This is a genomic window from Halonatronum saccharophilum DSM 13868 (genome assembly GCF_000517025.1).
GTDB classification, from domain to species: Bacteria; Bacillota; Halanaerobiia; order Halobacteroidales; family Halobacteroidaceae; genus Halonatronum; species Halonatronum saccharophilum.
The window spans coordinates 320,638-337,049 of sequence record NZ_KI912095.1 but is presented as its reverse complement, the minus strand read 5'-3'; the positions used below and the strand labels follow the sequence as shown (position 1 = coordinate 337,049).

Genomic DNA, 16,412 nt, shown 5'->3' with positions numbered 1-16,412 from the left:
TTGAGTAGGTATGCAAAGATAGTAACTAAGTTTTGGAATGATGAAAAGATACGCAGTTTATCAGATGATGGTAGAATATTTTACTTATATGTATTAACAGCACCCCATTCAAATATGGCAGGTTATTATCTTTTGCCTAAACCCTATGCAATGTTCGACTTGCAATGGGATATGGAACGGATAGAGAAAGCTTTTGATGAACTGTTAAATAAAGGGTTGATTAAGTATTGTGAGAGCAGTTCTGTAATCCTTATCATCAACTTCTTCAAATACAATCCAATCCAAAACAAAAATCAAGCTATAGGGGTTAATAATAGAGTTGCCGAGCTACCTAAAAACTCTCTAGCACTAGACTTTATGAAAATCTGTAAAAATCACTCTGAGCAGTACTATAGTGAACTAGTTAAAGGGTTGGATAAAGGGTTAGATGAAGGGTTACCCAACCCAGTAACAGTATCAGTAACAGAAACAGATAACAGTAACAGTAATAAGGAGACTGTGGTTAAAAAAGAAGAGGTTTCTAAAGAGGAGAAGGCAGAAGAAAAAGATGTAAAGCTTCATTCTAAATACGGTGAAGTTAGAGATTACATTTTAAATAAAGTACAACAAAGCACAATATCTCGTGAGAGTGATATTAATGGTGACCTTTACAAACATAGCTCAAAAGTTATAAAAAAAGCTTGTGATCTAGCCGTTGCCAAACAAGAGAAAAAGGGTAACTACAGACGAGGAGACCCCAAAAATGGGGTGGATATAAATAGCTATAAGTTTATCCAATGTTTTATCAATGAAGCCAAAGGAGGAAATAAGAGTGGAAGCAATCAACTGGGGAGCAAGGGTGGCAAGAGTTCAAAGAAAAAACCAAAGTACAAGGCGAAGAGAGTTTAAAGTTAATAATAAGGAACGTGTTAATAGACTTTATAAGCAGATCATACAGAGATCTGATATACCTAAAAGATTAAAAAGAGAGACCTTTGAGAGTTATGACACATCTGTAAAAGAGGGGTTTGATAAAAAACTAAGGTTAATTAAAAATTTTACTGAAGCTTATCCAAATCTAGAAGATAGTTTAATCTATTTAGCTGGTAATGTGGGAAATGGCAAGAGCCATCTAGCAGTTGCAGCAGCTAAAGTGATAGCTTATAAACAGGCCAAAGAAATAAATGAAGGAATAAGTGAGTTTATGCCTGCTGAGTTGCCAAGTGGAGAAATATTTTTATTTTATGTTAATTGGAGGAGTGAACTAAAGAAGATCAGGTCCAGTTATAGAAACAATAATACAAAATTTTCAGCAATAGAGTCAATTCAAAAGATGCAAAGGGCTAAAGTATTGATAATTGATGATCTCTTTGCTAGAACTAAAATATCAAGCTCAGATCTAGATGATATATTTGAGATTATAGATTATAGGTATCAGAGGGACAAGATAACTATTATCACTTCAAATAAATTCCCAGCTGAATATTTAACTAGCCTTGAACCAAGTGATTTAAAAGATTACAGGTACAATCCAATGACTAAAGAGGATTTAGATTTAGCAACTGATAGAATCGCGAGCAGGATATTGCATGGTTGTGGAGAGAGAGGCGTTATTGAGTTTGACGGGCCAAACTACAGAATAACGAAAGAGTGAAGAAGGAGTAGTGATAATGGATGATAAATTCTATAAATTCGTTGTTGAGACTTTGACTGAGAACGGTACTATTAATCTTAACCAGTAGAAAGATAGATTTGTAGAGGTAGAGAAAAGTGATAGTGGAGAGAATATAAGAAGAGTAAAGGAGAGTGAAATTAATGACTGGTTTTAGATCTTGCAAGATTTGTGGGGGTTATCTTGTAGAAGGTGAGAATAAAGATCTTTGTTTAGATTGCCAACAGTTTAACAATTTAGTAGAAGTAGAAGTCGTTGTTAAAGGGCTAGTTAGCTTAGGCAATGATGTTATAGAAAATCAGATAAAAACAGCACAAAACATATTGCTTCAAACGATATGCGAAGGTGTAGAAGTAATAATGGTTGGAGATCATTTTTTGCATGATTTATCAAAATTGGATGGAGAAGTTGTAAAAATAGAGTCTAAATTTTCAAAGGAGGGATAAGTGATGAAACCGATATTATTTAATACCGATATGGTTAGGGCTATTCTGGAAGGTGCAAAAACACAGACTAGGAGACCTATCAAATCTCCTACAGGTCATTTCCAAGTGTGTTGTCAAAAAAACAAATTTGATAAAAAGTGGGTTGTGCAGGTTGATGAAAATGAAATGATGTTAGATGAGAATGTTAATCCTCCATATGAAGCTGGAGATATATTATATGTTCGCGAGACATTTATTAAAACAGTAGAAATAGAACTTGATTCTGGCAAGAAAGAGTATCATTATAGAGCCACTCCTGACGACATGATTAAACAAACTCCAAAAGGTGCTATCAAATGGAAACCTTCGATTCATATGCCAAAAGAAGCAGCTAGAATATTTTTAAAAGTTACTGATGTAAGAATTGAGAGGTTGCAGGATATGTGGAATAAAGATGCGATAGCAGAAGGATTTTGGGGTGATGACACCTTTAATGCACAATATTATTTTTGTGTAACATGGGACGGAATGTATAAAACAAAAGGTTATGGATGGGGTAAAAACCCTTGGGTATGGGTAATTGAATTCGAAAGGCTAGAGCAGACAAAACAAAAAGGAGGAAATAAAAATGGCTAATTACATCAAAGACGATGGAAGAATTAAAGCGGTAGCAACTAAGGTGATTAAAGAATCATTCCCTAAACTTGCAAATATCAAAATAGGATATCAATTTATCGATAAGGCAAGGAACTCTAAGGGTAGAACAATCTATGCAGAGGTTAATAAGATACCTGGTAAGATAGATAACTTTATAGACTATGATCTAATTTTGACTGTAGCAGAGGATAAATGGGCAGCTACTAAACACCCTAAGATAAGAGAAGCGATAATTGATGATGCACTAAGGTGTGTTTATTTAATAGAGAAGGAAGGGGCAGATGGATTTCCAAGAAGGTTAGCTGATGATTACTATCAGTTGTCTAATGGTAAGAAGATCAAAGGAGAGAAAGCAGCCAAGGAGGCCCAGCAAGATATTTCAGATTATGATATTAAGCTTTATGACTATGATATTCAAGCTAACTCAAAGAACTTTGAGAAGTTTGGAGCTTGGAGATCAGAGTTAGAGACAATGAAGCACGCTGTTTTACAACCAGGGCTACCCAATATCAGAGCAGTTGGTGATAGATAATGATAAATTACGGTAATCGTGGTGACTGGCTAGAAGAGGCTATAGAAGTAAGCAACAAACAATATCTGTACCAGGGTAAGGCTCTGGTGCAGAAGATTGCTACTCCCGTCAAAGTCTTAAATATCAATCAGGAGACAGGTAGAATTACTAATGGTTTTTATGAGAAAAAGAGTACTGTGGATTATATAGGGATTTGGAAAGGGAGATCCCTTGCCTTTGACGCTAAGGAGACTAAGGTGGAGACTCGCTTTGATTTAAGCAATCTAAAAGAACATCAGTACTTATTTTTAAGTTCTTGGGTGGCCCAGGGAGGGATAGGATTTTTAATAGTTCACTTTGTTACTCTTGATGAAACTTATTATCTTCCTTTTGAAGTATTAGACAGATATTGGCAGAGTATGTTGGATGGTGGTAGAAAGAGCATCCAGTATGATGTGATAGCTAAAGAGGAGCATAAAATAGGAAGTTATGGCTTGATAGTTATTGACTATCTGAGTGTAATTAAGGATGTGATAGTTGATGAGAAAACATCATATAGCAACAGCCCAGAGAATTTGCAAGCTACAGGGAATTGAGATTAAAGTAGAGATACCCGTCTTATGCCCCTTTTGTGAGGTGAAAAAGGCTAGAATCAAAGGTCAAAGGTGGGAGTGCAGTTGTGGTAAGGGAGGCACAATAGAAGAGCTAGAAATACTTGCTAGAGAGGATTATATGGGAAAACGTCCAAAGGCTTATTGGGAGAGTAGAACTAATAAAGGGGTATGTAAATAGAAAAAGGGCAGACCTGTTGGCCTGTCCCTCAAGTTATTAAATATTTGGCTAATATTATTATAACATAGGGGGCGGCTAAAGTGAAGCAGGTAGAGAAGGTATTGTATTCATATAGAAGTCTTAGGAGGGCAAGCAAAAGGCTGAGAAGAAAAGCATGTATGATTGATGATGGTCTAAGGTCTGGGTATAAAGCAGCTGATGTCATCCCTGGTCGATTATCTGCTGTAGCTTATGGAGAGGGCCAACAGGAGAACAATGCAATTAGAAATGATGACTTGCTTAGAAAGGCTAATAGGGCAGACCAGTTAAGGAGAATAATTGAGGAAGATGTAGAGAGGTTAAAAGAAGAAGATCCTAGGTTCGGGGAAGAAATGGCGAAGGTGATTAAATTAAAATATCTAAAGAATTATAGAAATCAGATGATAGAAGCAAAGTTGATTATTAGTGATTCAACTTTGCACAGAAGGAGAGTTAAAGGGCTTAGAGTTTTAGAAAATGGTGGTTTACACTTGTTATATGAGGAGATAATCAATCTAATTTAATAGAGCGAAGTAAAAGTGAAGTGATTTTGAAGTGATTTTGAAGTGAAATTGAAGTACAAGTGAAGTAAAAATTGAAAAATCTATGTTATAATATTTATAATAGAGATTAGATTCAGAATTGAATATTTTTAAGAGCGTTGGCACTCGGCAGAAGCTGGATGCTTTATATTTTGAAGAAAGATAATTGTTTGTTTAGAATAGGTTAAGGCAAGTGGCGAGAATAGATATAGAAGATTAGTGCTAGGGTTGACACTATAAAACCATAGTAGTATAATATGTATATAGACATGTATATAAGTATAAAGTTGATTTCTGGGCATAATAATGGTAGTATCCCTTGCAAAAGGGTAAAAATAAAAAGCTGACTAAGTGTCCTACCACCTAGCCAGCTAGTCTCCGATCGTTATAGCGTTTCTTTAATTAGGATTAAGATTAGTTCTGCTAATAACAAAAGGAGGTATTTTAGAATCAGCTCTAAAATATCGATTGCATTCACCTCCTTTCTGGAGACAGCCGACACCTCGTCCGTGTCGGCTTAATTATTATTATAGCACAGTTTATAATTTAGCTCAAAAACCATATATTTTATTTTAGATCACCCGAAAGGGTGTTTTTTTATTTTTGAAAGGAGGTGTTGTCAATTGAAACTAAAATAGTTAGATGTTCAGCAAAAAGAAATGATGGATCTAGGTGTACTAGAGAAAAAGAAGTGCCGATTAACTTTAAAAAACAATGGCGTTGTTGGCAGCATCCTCCACCAGGAGAACAAATAAAGGTTAATCGAGGGGGAAGGCCAAGTAAGTATGATCCCTCTATAATTCCAAAGGTAGAAGAATGGGTCAACGAAGGATTAACTGACTATGAGATATCAAAAAGACTTGGGATAAATGCTTCGACCTTATATGACTGGAAGAAGAAGTACCCCAAGTTTTCCAAGTCCTTAAAAAAGAGCAAAGCTCAAGCTGATTTTAAAGTGGAAGACTCTTTGTTTAAAAGGGCCAACGGCTATACCTATGATGAAGTCACTCAAGAGTTAGTTGAGAACCCCAAGACTGGAGAGGTGGAATTAAAGCCAGTTAAAGTTGTTACTAAAGAAGTTAAACCTGATGTTACTGCCCAAATATTCTGGTTAAAGAATCGCCAACCAGAGAAGTGGAAAGATAAGAAGGATATTGATGTAACCTCTGGAGGAAAAGAGATATCATCAATGACAGCAGAAGAGCGAGAAAAACGAAGAAAGGAACTAAGGGCCAAATTAGGTGATGATTAATGAAACTAAAGGCAGAAGAGTTTTATGAGTTGTTAGAATTGGATGATGAATATAGAGAATTAAAACTCTTAGAAGCTTATGATGACTTCTGGGAGTTTTGTTTATATATGGACTATGAGTTTTTTACTATAAGAGAGCCAATCCTAAAGGATGTCGCTAAAGCCTTCCAAGAGGTAGAAGAGGGCAGAATAACCTTATTGTACGTTGGTATGCCTCCACGGACAGGAAAGAGTTACATTACTAGTCTTTGGTGTGCTTGGGTTCTAGGTAGAAACCCAACAGAGAGTATAATGAGAAATACCGTTACTGGGACTTTATATAATAAGTTTTCAAATGATATAAGAGATATTATGAGAGGAGATACCCATAAAAGAAGGTATCTAGATGTATTCTCTAACATTAAATTTGCTACTGAAAAGCTAGAAGGCTGGAAGTTGACTACCTCTGAGCACGGAGTCAGTTACTTTGGAGCTGGTGTTGGTGGTACAGTAATAGGTTTGGGGTGTACCAAAGCAGCTATACTTGACGATAGTATTAAAAATGCTGAAGAGGCAATGAGTGAACACGCCTTAGAAAAGAAATGGAATTGGTATGGATCTACTCATAAGTCAAGGATGGAAAGATCTTGCCCTGAGGTTCATATTGCTACAAGGTGGAGCAATCAAGATATACCAGGTCGATTAATTGAAGAAGGAGAGTTTGAAGGAAAGAAGGCTAAAAAGATAGTAATTCCTGCTCTTATAAATGGGAAGTCATATTGTGAAGATATCCATACTACAGAAAAGCTCTTAAAAGAGAAGAAGTTGTTAGATGAAACAATATGGGAGGCAGAATGGCAACAGTCTCCAGTAGAAGCTAAAGGGTTGGTATTTCCTAAGAAAGATTTGAACTACTTCAGATTAGAAGATCTCAATCAAAAGCCAGATGGAATATTATTAGCTGGAGATATAGCAGATGAGGGTGACGATAGTTTATGTTGTCCCTTGGGTTATATCTATGGGAACAAGGTCTTTGTAGTTGATGTAGTCTTTACTAAAGACCCAATAGAGATAACCCAACCTTTAACAGCTGCTTTTATCGATAAATATAATCCTGATAGGGCCAAATTTGAATCTAATAATGGTGGTAAAGGCTTTGCTATGAAAGTAAAAGAGTTAATTAAGGCTAAAACTACTATCAAGTGGGAGCATACTGTTAGCAATAAGCATACTCGAATCTTAATGAAATCAGGGTATATTAAAGAATATTTTTACTTTAGAGAAGATGTAGAAGCAGGAAGTGGGTACGATAAATATCTAAGGGAGCTAACAAGGTATAACAGAACAGGAAAGGTAAAGCATGATGATGGAGCAGATGGTACTACAATGCTTGCTGAAATGATGGATAGTTCTGGTGTAGTAGAAGAGCAGTACCTAGAATGGGATTGGTAAGGGGGTGATTAGATGTCGATAAGCAATGCAGAAAGGGCCAACAGATTTTACAACAATGAAGTCTATGATAACGATTATATTAATGAGTTTGACCTCTTTGATGAAATAGAAGAGAGGTTTAACCCTATTCCTAAGATAATTTCGATAATGGCAGCGTTGGCCCTTAGAAAAGAGATAGGGATTGAAATAACTGAGAAAAGTGATATTAAATCAGAAATTTCAAAGGCTAAGATAGAAGAGATTTGGGAAGATAACTCTATCCAAGATATGAAGTATCAAATCGCTATAGATCTATTGCTTAATAAAAAGGCTTATATAGAATTAGTTAAGAAAGAAGATTCTATCATACTAGTACTTCACGATCCTGATAATGTGGATTATAAAGCGGGCCAATACTGTAAAATTGAAGGTATTAAAGAAAGCTTTGATTTTACAAACAAAGAGTTTAAAGAGGTTGAGGTAGTCAAGGAATACTATAATGTCAAGGAAGGGGTAGAATCTTACAGGAGACTTATTGAAGTAGAAGGTGGGGAAGAAGTGATTAATCAACCTTTAGCTTATGACTTCATCCCAGTTATAGAGTTAACCACCGACTATGACCTTGGCCCAGCTTTGGATAAGATAGATAATATAAATGAGATGAGGGCTTTTGCTCATAATATATTCTATTTACACGGAGATCCTCCAATTATTCAGTCTGGTGAAGAGAATAAGAAGATGGGCCAAAAGTCTAAGGATAAGATGAGAACTGCTAGAGGGAAGCAGGTTAAGATATTAAATATAGGTGAGAATCAACTTAAGTATTTGGAGATGCAGGGCAACGTACTTAAAGTAATGTTAGAGGATATCAAAGAGTTGAAGTTAGAGTTAGAGAATGAGTATCCTGAGTATGTCTTAGCAAGTATTCTCTCCAAGGGCAATCCTTCAGGTGATGCTATAGAGCAGAAGGCAATAGAGATTATAAATAGAGTAGAGAGTTTTAGGAGTGATCTAGATAGTGGGCTTACTAAAGTTAATAATTTGGCCCTTAGGATGTTAGGGGAGAACACTCTAGATCATAATATAGCCTTTGGAGGAATACTGCCTTCTAATATTAAGTCCTTAGTAGACGTTATTAAAGAACTTAGGGCTATTAAGATGATAAGCAAAAAGACGGGTCTAGATAAACTCCATGAATTTATTAAGGATTCTACAGCTGAACTTAAGCAGATCTTAGAGGAAGATGGTTGGGATAAGAGTGATATAGAAAGAGCATTGGAGGGGGATGATATCTAATGCTTATTCACAGAATTGAGGAGAGGTTAGAAGAGGAAGAGGTTGCTGGTAAATATACTACAATGCTGGATAAACTTCTAGAAAGGGTTGAAGATGAGCTTAAGGATATGTTTGTTAAGACTAATATTAAAGGTAAGTGGTCTTCAACTGAGCTCAATAAATATAATAGAAAGCTTAAGTTAAGAGATCAGATAAGGGCCAACATCAAGCAGTATAAGAATGACTTTAAGAAGGAATTTAGAAATGAGCTAGAAGCTAAGTATAAGCAAGAAGCCCTTTATATCCAAGACAACCTAAGTACTGTGATAGATAAAGATTTTAGCAGGCTACCTACTAGAGCTATAAAGACTCAAGTAATTGATGATGTGACTATAGCAGGTAAGAAGTTAGGTGAGTACTTAGATAAGTTTAGTGTTGATTTTGCTTTTAGGGTAGAGCAGGAGATATTTGAAGGGATAGCACTTGGAGAGAACCCCAGAGAAGTTTCTAGGAGGTTGGCCCGTACAGGTAAGGTGGGAGCTAAGAGGGCAGAGGACACCACAAGAAGCTGGTACAATAAAATCATCAATGAATCTACCTTTGATGTCTATCAGCAAGCAGGGATCCAACAGTCTAGGTATATAGCAACTCTTGATGGTCGTACATCTGCCATCTGTATTACTAGACATAATCAGATATACACAGTAGAAGAGATAAGAAAACTCCTTCCTGCCCATTGCAGGTGCAGATCAACTGGGATACCGATTATAGATGGGGTTAGCCAATCTAAGCCTAATGATTATAAAGATTGGATTCTTGATGGCAGGAGAAGTATGCAGCAATTAAATAAAACCTCTAGCAAGATACAACAAGCTTATAAAGCGGGCCAAATCAAGAAAAAGGATAAAGATAGATTTGAAAAGGTATTAAACAGAGCTTTTAGAAATGCTAGTTAAATTCCCAGCGATACTTTGAAGACGGGCCAACACGGACGGAAGAGAAGTTGAAGATGGGATTTTATTATTTAAAGAATAAAATTAACGGCTTGATAGTTTAGGACGTATATCGGACTAGCTATTAAAACGAATAGGAGGAGAAAGTTATGAGAGATTATGTTGAAAGTATTCAAAAGAAGATAGTTATGGATCTACAGCTATTTGCTGGTGGAGATGGTGAAGGGGAAGGTGGCGATGATGATCCAGAGGGCGATGATGACCCTGAGGGCGATAGTAAACCCTCTGAATTGGAGAAACTACAAGAGCGACTAGCAAAGATGGAGGAAGATAATAAGAAAGAATTAGACAAGTATAGAAATCAGGTTGGAAAATTAAAGCTGGAGCTTAAGAAGAAAGAAGAAGAGGGGTTAAGTGAAGAAGAGAAGCTTAAAAAGAAGGCTGAGGAGTTAGAGGAGAAGGAGAGGACGTTGGCCCTTAAAGAGTTGGAAGCTTTTAAGTCTAAGGCTATTGCCGATACCAAGTCCAGCTTGGATTATAATTCTAAAGTGGGTAAGTTGGCAGATTTTATTCATATTACAGATCAGACTGAGGAATCAGATATAGAGTCTTCAATTGAAAAACTTAAAAATCTTGAAGTAGCAATTAGAGATCAATTGATTAAAGAATTAGAGGAGGGTGGTAGTGTTCTTATTCGCTGTAAGAAAAAGAAAGAAAACAAAGTTAGTTCTAATGTAAAGAAGATTATTGAGAAGAAGAAGAAACAAAAAGATAAAACCAGCTTTAAGGTAAAAGGTTGGTAATAGGAGGGATAATTAATGAAGAGAGTAAGAGCACATTCAAGAATTAAAGCTTTTATTTTAAGTGATTCAGTTCTTTCAGCTATGACTAAGACCTTTGATATTGATTTATTACCTAAGGTAAGTGTCATTGAGTGTGGAGTTGTAGTAGGAGAGGTCAAAGAGACTGGAAAGGCTAGGCTATATACCAGGGCCAACGTCAAAAATGCAGGGGCTGATATCACAGAGTTAGAGCTAGATGTACCTGTAGTTCCATTTGTAGTTGGTGATAAGGTTAGCATTGGAGAAAGTGAGGTTAATATTACTGGTGTCGACTATAAAGGAAAAGCCATTACAGTTGATTCTGCAGTAACTGTATCTGAAGGTGATGCTATTAAAGGCACAGATGGAAGTGAGACTGCTATTGGTTTGCTTAGAAATAATTTAGAGTTGGTTGGTAATTTTGCAGATGAAGACCAGCAAGAAGCTGTGGTTGATGTTGGAGTGGTAGCTGAAGATATGATTGATTTATTGGATGATAATGCTAAAGAAGATCTTAAAGGGATTACCTTTAGAAAGATAAATAGATAGCAAAAATAGTTAAGGGGTGGTAAATGTGAAGAATGAATTTAAGTTGAAGATGGATTTACAAAGATTTGCTCTTTCAGGGTTAAGAGAGCCAATCTTTACTCAGGAAAATGTAGATGCTTATATGAAGGTTGAACCAGTTGGCCCGTATTTGGGTGATGACTTATTCCCAAATGTAGACCAAGATGACAATAAGATTGAGATTGTTAAAGGTGGTCAAGCTAGAGTGCCAATGGCTTATGTTCAAGCTTTTGATGGAGTGGCACATAAAATGGGAAGAGAGGCATCTGCTGAGAAGATCTATGAGCGAATGGATCCAATCAAGATTAAGATGAGTATGAGTGAGAGGTTGTACTTTAAATATGCTAAAGGGTTAATTAATGATATCTTTACCGATCAGATGTTGGGCGAAGTTGCCAAGGTATATAAGGCGATTAAGGATAAAATTGAGTTTATGAGAATGGAGGCTTTATCTACTGGTAAGGTTGTTTTAGATGAGGCTACAGGCTATAAAAGGGTTGTAGATTTGCTTTTAGATGATGACCATAAAGCTCAGATTACTTCTGATGTTGATAAGTGGGATGACTTAGAGAACTCTGATCCTATCGAAGATATGTTAAGATGGGTTGAAGAGTTAGGATTAGAGGGTGCTTGGGCTTTAACTTCTACTAAAATTGTAAGATTAATTCTTAGAAATAAGAATGTAAGAAGAGAGTATTATGGAGACCAGATTAGCCCTCATAAGAGATTAACTCTAGATCAGTTAAATGATTACCTTGAAGGCTTAGGACTACCTAGAATAGGAACTTATGATAAATATGGGTGGGTTGAAGGCAAAGGAGGAATATTGACTAAGAAGAGATTTTTAGCAGAGGATAAGTTTGTTATTCTAGGATCCAATCCTCCTGGGGAAACTCAAAGGACTGAATCTGTAGAGCAGCTTAAAGGAAATAATATTGTAACCTTAGAAGATAAGATTGCAATTAAGCAATGGGAAACATCGGAACCCGAAATGGTATGGTGGAAAGGTGCTGCTATTCAATTTCCAGTTTTGAGTGACTTTGATAATATCTTTACTGCTACAGTTATATAGTTAAAGCTAGTGGCAACTGTTCGGGATTACCGGATAGTTGGCCCTTAAATATTATAAGGAGGTTGAGAATATGAAAGCTAAAGTGTGGACTAAGGTTAATGGACAATGGTATAAACCAGGAGAAGAACTTCCTACTAGCAAGAAAGGTGGAACAACTCCTGAGGCTGATGATAAAGGAGATTCTTTCAAGCTAAGTGATTTAACTATAGAGGAGATTAGACCTTTGATTGATGAGTGTGATGATTTAGAGCAATTGAAGAAGTGGTTTGAAGAAGAGAAAGCAGGTAGTAAAAGGAAAGGGGTTCTAAGTTCTTTAAAGGATAAAAAGACAGAGTTAGAAGGTGAATAATATGCCTAAATATATAGACTTAGAGTTTGCTAAAACTTACTTGAATTATATCAATACGGACTCCTTTGAAGGTAAGCTCCAGATTATAATTGATGGGGTTAACCAAAAGATAGCCAAGGGAACTGATAATTCAGAGCCTGATGCAGAACTTAAACTTTTAGCAGCCCAATGGGTAGAGTATCAATGGTCAAAGATACCTGGAGCAGGAAAGCAAAAGGAGAATGATATAAGTATTGATTATGCTTTAAATGAAGATGGAATCCCGATTGATTTTGCTAAGGTAATGGAGTCTTATTTGGATGAAGAGGAGATAGAAGATGATGACGAAATGGTAGTTCAAACCATTTAGGAGTGGTACTATGTATGATAGAGTGGTTGAAGTTACAAGGGCCAAAGATATAGAACAAAATGACGGGCCAACATCTTATCCAGATCCCAATGATGATATTCAAGAAGTTGTCTTTGAAGAATATCATTGCAGCATAGAGGAGAGGGTCAATTACTCTGGCGGGGAAGGTGGTCCACAGTTATCTGGTAAGGCAACTATGAAGGGCCAACTTACCGATAAGTTAAGAGAAGGTGATCTAATAGGTAAGGAATTCAAGATTATAGGACTGCCGAGGTTGGCCCGAAGAGAGACTATTTGTAATTTGGTCAGGATAAGTTGATATGAGTTTTATAGAGGTGGAGTGGGAAGATCTAAAGGGGAATATAAGACAGTTAGAAAAAGTTAAGACTGATATAGAAAATGAACTAGATAGGATAATGCTAAGAGCCGCTATGATACTGGAAGCCGAGCTAAAAGTAGTTATCACTGATATGGGATTAATTGATACTGGATATATGAAAATGAATATTCATAGCACAGTTGAGAAGATGTTTTTAGGAGAAGTTGTAGGGCGAGTCTATTCAAATACCCATTATATTAAATATCTAGATGAAGGAACAGACAGAATCAAAGCCTACAAATTTACAGAGATAGCTTTCTATAGGGCTGAACCTAAGATCATTAAATTTCTGCAAAGGGAATTAGGAAATATAGGATGGGGTAGGAGGTGGTTTTATTGAAGTTAACTTTAACTAAAAAAGGTGATTCTAGTGGTGAGATACTTTACGAAGGCCAAAGTGTAGTGTTGAGTTATGATTCAGAATCTAAAGACATTATTGTTGATGAACAAGAGTACGTTCTTCATATCGAAGATGAAGATGTGCCAACAATAGAAAGTGATGAAATGGTTGGTTGTATTCTAAGAAAAGCCGCCGAAAAAGGTATAGATGGGCTTGACTATCAAGTAGTTTCTAAAGTTTTAGAATTGGAAGAAAGTTTCTTGAAAGAAAAAGGGGTTATTAATTCGCCCTAACACTAAAAAAAGGGGGTGAAAGATATGAGAGCGTTCGAACCGAATATCAACAATTTATACGGAGAGAGTCAAACAGAATTATTTGATAGATTTTTAAAGTGGAAAGAAGAACAGGAAGGAAAAGAAAAAAGTTATAGAGAAAAATTTTCTTTAACTCGGCAAGAAGATGAGCTTCTAAAAAGGATATTCGATTTGTTTAGAGACGAAGATATGACTTTTAAAGAAACTCATAAACTTGCCTTGAAATTGCCTGATTTACTTCATTACTTCCATGCTAATAAAAAGCTTTAGGAAGTCAGAAAGGCGGTGATTCTATGTGTTAAGTATATTCAATAGGTTAAAAAAAGAGTTATCGACTATAGATATACTACAGAAGGTAGATAGGCATAGTAGAGAGAAGGAAATAAGCAAGTTGCTTTATGGTGCTACTATTCAGTTTAATGAGATTAACAAGTACAAGGGTAGAAAAGGTAAATTTAAAGATTTAATCTTCATCAACTTATATTCATCTGATAAAAAACAAGGGGATCTAAGGGCCAAAGACCTTCAAGAGAGAGTGGTTAAGCTCCTTGACGAAGCAGATCTATCTAATGGGAATATAAAGACATATCTAGTGGAGTTAAGAAGTATGCTAGAAGCTAGTTGGAATGAAAAGTTAAATGCTTGGCAAGGGGTAGTTACTTTGGAAGTGAGGTGGAGTGATGGGGTTAGTTAATGTAATGAAGGAATCTGAGTCTATTATAAAAGGTAGTACCCAGATTAAATATAGTAAAAAAACTAGATACACTCACTTTATAGCTGAAGATTATCCAGCTTTATGTATAGAGCCTGAGGGCCAACATGAAGAGAGTAGACAATTAAGGCAGACTACCAAGGATGAGTATTTTGAGTTGGCCCTTTATTATTTAGAAAAGGCTGACGTTAACAGAGATATGACTCAGTTTATAATTAAGGTTGAGAACTTAATAGATACTTTAAGGCAGAGCGGGAACCTTAATCGTTCTGTTCTTTCTTTTGAGATAGGAGTTAAGTATCTTGATAGATCACAATCAGATAATATAGAACATATAGGACAAATAACTATAAAAGGGAGGTTGAAATAAGATGGCTATAGGTGAAAATAGTAGTACTTATATCGGTCTTCAGACTGATAAAGATACAGAAGCTGCTCAGCTGGTCAAATTACTTGCTACTTCAAATAATTTAAAGACCAACGTGGATTCTATAACCAGTGATGCGTTGACTGGTAATAGATTCACAGAGGATGAGGCAGTAGTAAGTGAAGATGTAGGTGGAGATATTAGTTTAGAGCTAACTAAGGATACACTACCTTATCTTCTTTTGTTAGCAGGTTTTGAAGAGAAGGAAGAGCCAGTTGTTGAAGGCGAAGGGTATAGACATACCTTTACAGTTGCCAAGCAGTTAAAAAGGTGGGCAACTATAATCAAAGAACTAGCTGATGAAGATTATTATGAAGTTTACAGTGGGTGTAGGATTAATCAGTTGTCTTTATCTGTTACTAGCAAGGCTTATATTACTGCTACAGCTTCTATTTTAGGAATTAAAGGTAATGAAGTGGATGGGGAGCTGGAGTTGGGCGGTTTAAGTGAGGTGATGGATGATAGGCTTATTGCTTTAGATACTACTGTTAAGTTAGAGGATATTGATATAACAGGAGATCTTAATGAGTTTAGTTATGATCACAATAATAACATTAAAGCTGATGATTTCCCGATTAATAGTAGGTATAGAAGGAATTTAAGAGCTCAATCTAGTAGCTCTAGCCTACAGACTAGTACAGACTTTAATAAGGATGAGTTCTTGGTCAATAAAGCTAGATTAAAGGATGGGGAGTACTTAGACTTAAAACTTAATCTTACTGATGAGATAACTTTTTATTATCCAAAGATTAAGATAAATGATATTGACGCTCCAATAAGTGGACCAGATGACATCACAGTATCTTTAGATGCTAATGTTTTATATGACAGGGTAGAAGGAACACCTGTTAAGGTGGAAATTATAAGTGATAAGGAAGATAAATATTAGTGGTGATAAAGGCGGCTTTAAAATGGTCGTCTTTTTATTTTTAATTATAAAAATTATAGAGGAGATGATTTATATGGCAAGGATTGATGAAAAGATTAGAGTAGAAAGAGAAGATGGAAGGTTTGTTGAAGGGAGAAGATGGCTTAATCTTGGCCAAAGAAGAAGGTTTAAAAGCTTACGATTAGATGATGAAATCGTATTAGGTAAGAATAAAGAGACTAGGCTAAAGATGAATCAAAGTGAGCAGACGGATGAAGTTCTATGGCTTGCCAACAAGTTAATCACCGATTGGTCAGCAGGAGAAGATATTAACTTCCATACTATTAAAGAGAATTATGAGTTAGCTGATTTGATTGAGGAATTTGTGGAGGAAGTTATTGAGATTAATAACCTTAAGCCTGAAAAAGAGGACGAGGAAGAAAAAAACTAGAGAGAAAAGAAGTTCTTGAAGTTTGCAGAGCATTTATAAAAGGGCAGGGGAGGCGTGATAGAAAGGGCCAACTGTTAATTGAAGAGATCCAAGAGGTTGGTTATAAGTGTACTACTACCTTCAATGGGAAGTGGGAGCTTAAATTTTTGCCTTATGGGGATTCTCTTGGCTATGATAATCACCCTGCCCTTATGATGGATAGGATTAATTTGATTATAGGGTGTATGAACCAAGCTATAGAGGAGAACAAACCTAAAAATAATAAGTAGGAGGTGGAG

The 16,412-nt window shown here is 36.0% G+C and carries 26 protein-coding genes; all 26 read left to right on the top strand.

The genetic code is table 11. The features are described from left to right. Nucleotides 1-888: a hypothetical protein gene (locus HALSAC_RS16500; RefSeq protein ID WP_027339955.1), complete on the top strand. Its 888-nt coding sequence runs from the start codon at nucleotides 1-3 to the stop codon at nucleotides 886-888. Further along, entirely contained in the window at nucleotides 812-1,633 is an 822-nt protein-coding gene (locus HALSAC_RS0108795; RefSeq protein WP_027339954.1) for a P-loop NTPase family protein, read from the top strand. Before HALSAC_RS16500 ends, HALSAC_RS0108795 begins: the two co-directional genes overlap by 77 nt. A 161-nt stretch (nucleotides 1,634-1,794) precedes the next feature. After that, entirely contained in the window at nucleotides 1,795-2,097 is a 303-nt protein-coding gene (locus HALSAC_RS0108790) for a hypothetical protein (RefSeq protein WP_027339953.1), read from the top strand. Nucleotides 2,098-2,100: 3 nt separating this feature from the next. Continuing rightward, the gene (locus HALSAC_RS0108785) at nucleotides 2,101-2,712 is read left to right on the top strand and encodes a hypothetical protein (protein ID WP_035571685.1); all 612 of its coding nucleotides are present in this window, start codon (nucleotides 2,101-2,103) and stop codon (nucleotides 2,710-2,712) included. Beyond that, the gene (locus HALSAC_RS0108780; RefSeq protein ID WP_027339951.1) at nucleotides 2,705-3,265 is read left to right on the top strand and encodes a putative metallopeptidase; all 561 of its coding nucleotides are present in this window, start codon (nucleotides 2,705-2,707) and stop codon (nucleotides 3,263-3,265) included. Before HALSAC_RS0108785 ends, HALSAC_RS0108780 begins: the two co-directional genes overlap by 8 nt. Then, nucleotides 3,265-3,840: a Holliday junction resolvase RecU gene (recU, locus tag HALSAC_RS0108775; RefSeq protein ID WP_027339950.1), complete on the top strand. Its 576-nt coding sequence runs from the start codon at nucleotides 3,265-3,267 to the stop codon at nucleotides 3,838-3,840. The genes HALSAC_RS0108780 and recU overlap by 1 nt, the downstream gene beginning before the upstream one ends. Then, nucleotides 3,785-4,036, top strand: a complete 252-nt coding sequence (locus HALSAC_RS0108770) for a hypothetical protein (protein ID WP_027339949.1) — start codon at nucleotides 3,785-3,787, stop codon at nucleotides 4,034-4,036. The genes recU and HALSAC_RS0108770 overlap by 56 nt, the downstream gene beginning before the upstream one ends. 80 nt (nucleotides 4,037-4,116) lie before the next feature. Continuing rightward, complete coding sequence (locus HALSAC_RS0108765; RefSeq protein ID WP_027339948.1) at nucleotides 4,117-4,578, top strand: hypothetical protein; 462 nt, start codon at nucleotides 4,117-4,119, stop codon at nucleotides 4,576-4,578. Between the two features lie 634 nt (nucleotides 4,579-5,212). Further along, a complete protein-coding gene (locus HALSAC_RS15495) occupies nucleotides 5,213-5,848 on the top strand; it encodes a transposase (protein WP_211231329.1) in 636 nt (211 codons plus the stop codon). Next, nucleotides 5,848-7,278 carry a hypothetical protein gene (locus HALSAC_RS0108755; RefSeq protein WP_027339947.1) on the top strand — a complete coding sequence of 477 codons (1,431 nt, stop codon included), beginning with the start codon at nucleotides 5,848-5,850 and terminating at the stop codon, nucleotides 7,276-7,278. Before HALSAC_RS15495 ends, HALSAC_RS0108755 begins: the two co-directional genes overlap by 1 nt. A gap of 12 nt (nucleotides 7,279-7,290) precedes the next feature. Further along, nucleotides 7,291-8,553, top strand: a complete 1,263-nt coding sequence (locus tag HALSAC_RS0108750) for a phage portal protein (RefSeq protein ID WP_027339946.1) — start codon at nucleotides 7,291-7,293, stop codon at nucleotides 8,551-8,553. Then, entirely contained in the window at nucleotides 8,553-9,488 is a 936-nt protein-coding gene (locus HALSAC_RS0108745) for a minor capsid protein (RefSeq protein WP_027339945.1), read from the top strand. Before HALSAC_RS0108750 ends, HALSAC_RS0108745 begins: the two co-directional genes overlap by 1 nt. A 146-nt stretch (nucleotides 9,489-9,634) precedes the next feature. Beyond that, nucleotides 9,635-10,288: a hypothetical protein gene (locus HALSAC_RS0108740; protein ID WP_027339944.1), complete on the top strand. Its 654-nt coding sequence runs from the start codon at nucleotides 9,635-9,637 to the stop codon at nucleotides 10,286-10,288. 15 nt (nucleotides 10,289-10,303) lie between these two features. Further along, complete coding sequence (locus HALSAC_RS0108735; protein WP_027339943.1) at nucleotides 10,304-10,855, top strand: hypothetical protein; 552 nt, start codon at nucleotides 10,304-10,306, stop codon at nucleotides 10,853-10,855. Nucleotides 10,856-10,880: 25 nt separating this feature from the next. After that, on the top strand, nucleotides 10,881-11,945 hold the full coding sequence (locus HALSAC_RS0108730) for a major capsid protein (RefSeq protein WP_027339942.1): 1,065 nt from the start codon (nucleotides 10,881-10,883) through the stop codon (nucleotides 11,943-11,945). Nucleotides 11,946-12,015: 70 nt separating this feature from the next. Continuing rightward, nucleotides 12,016-12,294: a hypothetical protein gene (locus HALSAC_RS0108725; RefSeq protein ID WP_027339941.1), complete on the top strand. Its 279-nt coding sequence runs from the start codon at nucleotides 12,016-12,018 to the stop codon at nucleotides 12,292-12,294. A 1-nt stretch (nucleotide 12,295) separates the two neighbouring features. Continuing rightward, complete coding sequence (locus tag HALSAC_RS0108720) at nucleotides 12,296-12,643, top strand: hypothetical protein (RefSeq protein ID WP_027339940.1); 348 nt, start codon at nucleotides 12,296-12,298, stop codon at nucleotides 12,641-12,643. A 10-nt stretch (nucleotides 12,644-12,653) separates the two neighbouring features. Beyond that, nucleotides 12,654-12,962, top strand: coding sequence for a hypothetical protein (locus tag HALSAC_RS0108715; protein WP_027339939.1), 309 nt, complete (start codon nucleotides 12,654-12,656; stop codon nucleotides 12,960-12,962). 1 nt (nucleotide 12,963) lies between these two features. Continuing rightward, nucleotides 12,964-13,362 (top strand): HK97-gp10 family putative phage morphogenesis protein, encoded by a 399-nt coding sequence (locus HALSAC_RS0108710; protein WP_027339938.1) that lies wholly within the window; start codon nucleotides 12,964-12,966, stop codon nucleotides 13,360-13,362. Next, nucleotides 13,359-13,655: a hypothetical protein gene (locus tag HALSAC_RS0108705; RefSeq protein ID WP_027339937.1), complete on the top strand. Its 297-nt coding sequence runs from the start codon at nucleotides 13,359-13,361 to the stop codon at nucleotides 13,653-13,655. Before HALSAC_RS0108710 ends, HALSAC_RS0108705 begins: the two co-directional genes overlap by 4 nt. Nucleotides 13,656-13,679: 24 nt before the next feature. Continuing rightward, on the top strand, nucleotides 13,680-13,946 hold the full coding sequence (locus HALSAC_RS0108700) for a hypothetical protein (RefSeq protein WP_027339936.1): 267 nt from the start codon (nucleotides 13,680-13,682) through the stop codon (nucleotides 13,944-13,946). Between the two features lie 25 nt (nucleotides 13,947-13,971). Next, the gene (locus HALSAC_RS0108695) at nucleotides 13,972-14,370 is read left to right on the top strand and encodes a hypothetical protein (protein WP_027339935.1); all 399 of its coding nucleotides are present in this window, start codon (nucleotides 13,972-13,974) and stop codon (nucleotides 14,368-14,370) included. Next, a complete protein-coding gene (locus HALSAC_RS0108690; protein WP_027339934.1) occupies nucleotides 14,357-14,758 on the top strand; it encodes a hypothetical protein in 402 nt (133 codons plus the stop codon). Before HALSAC_RS0108695 ends, HALSAC_RS0108690 begins: the two co-directional genes overlap by 14 nt. A 1-nt stretch (nucleotide 14,759) precedes the next feature. After that, entirely contained in the window at nucleotides 14,760-15,704 is a 945-nt protein-coding gene (locus tag HALSAC_RS0108685) for a phage tail tube protein (protein WP_027339933.1), read from the top strand. Next, entirely contained in the window at nucleotides 15,682-16,134 is a 453-nt protein-coding gene (locus HALSAC_RS0108680; protein ID WP_027339932.1) for a hypothetical protein, read from the top strand. The genes HALSAC_RS0108685 and HALSAC_RS0108680 overlap by 23 nt, the downstream gene beginning before the upstream one ends. Before the next feature lie 146 nt (nucleotides 16,135-16,280). Then, nucleotides 16,281-16,403: a hypothetical protein gene (locus HALSAC_RS17660; RefSeq protein WP_281172339.1), complete on the top strand. Its 123-nt coding sequence runs from the start codon at nucleotides 16,281-16,283 to the stop codon at nucleotides 16,401-16,403. Nucleotides 16,404-16,412: the final 9 nt, after the last annotated feature.

Bases quoted from the DNA above. Each gene is read 5' to 3' on its own strand.
- HALSAC_RS0108750 (WP_027339946.1), top strand. From the start codon at position 7,291: ATGTCGATAAGCAATGCAGAAAGGGCCAACAGATTTTACAACAATGAA.
- HALSAC_RS0108715 (WP_027339939.1), top strand. From the start codon at position 12,654: ATGTATGATAGAGTGGTTGAAGTTACAAGGGCCAAAGATATAGAACAA.
- HALSAC_RS0108700 (WP_027339936.1), top strand. From the start codon at position 13,680: ATGAGAGCGTTCGAACCGAATATCAACAATTTATACGGAGAGAGTCAA.
- recU (WP_027339950.1), top strand. From the start codon at position 3,265: ATGATAAATTACGGTAATCGTGGTGACTGGCTAGAAGAGGCTATAGAA.
- HALSAC_RS0108785 (WP_035571685.1), top strand. From the start codon at position 2,101: ATGAAACCGATATTATTTAATACCGATATGGTTAGGGCTATTCTGGAA.
- HALSAC_RS0108790 (WP_027339953.1), top strand. From the start codon at position 1,795: ATGACTGGTTTTAGATCTTGCAAGATTTGTGGGGGTTATCTTGTAGAA.
- HALSAC_RS0108725 (WP_027339941.1), top strand. From the start codon at position 12,016: ATGAAAGCTAAAGTGTGGACTAAGGTTAATGGACAATGGTATAAACCA.
- HALSAC_RS0108770 (WP_027339949.1), top strand. From the start codon at position 3,785: ATGAGAAAACATCATATAGCAACAGCCCAGAGAATTTGCAAGCTACAG.
- HALSAC_RS0108720 (WP_027339940.1), top strand. From the start codon at position 12,296: ATGCCTAAATATATAGACTTAGAGTTTGCTAAAACTTACTTGAATTAT.
- HALSAC_RS0108685 (WP_027339933.1), top strand. From the start codon at position 14,760: ATGGCTATAGGTGAAAATAGTAGTACTTATATCGGTCTTCAGACTGAT.
- HALSAC_RS0108735 (WP_027339943.1), top strand. From the start codon at position 10,304: ATGAAGAGAGTAAGAGCACATTCAAGAATTAAAGCTTTTATTTTAAGT.
- HALSAC_RS0108745 (WP_027339945.1), top strand. From the start codon at position 8,553: ATGCTTATTCACAGAATTGAGGAGAGGTTAGAAGAGGAAGAGGTTGCT.
- HALSAC_RS0108740 (WP_027339944.1), top strand. From the start codon at position 9,635: ATGAGAGATTATGTTGAAAGTATTCAAAAGAAGATAGTTATGGATCTA.
- HALSAC_RS0108780 (WP_027339951.1), top strand. From the start codon at position 2,705: ATGGCTAATTACATCAAAGACGATGGAAGAATTAAAGCGGTAGCAACT.
- HALSAC_RS0108755 (WP_027339947.1), top strand. From the start codon at position 5,848: ATGAAACTAAAGGCAGAAGAGTTTTATGAGTTGTTAGAATTGGATGAT.
- HALSAC_RS0108690 (WP_027339934.1), top strand. From the start codon at position 14,357: ATGGGGTTAGTTAATGTAATGAAGGAATCTGAGTCTATTATAAAAGGT.
- HALSAC_RS0108710 (WP_027339938.1), top strand. From the start codon at position 12,964: ATGAGTTTTATAGAGGTGGAGTGGGAAGATCTAAAGGGGAATATAAGA.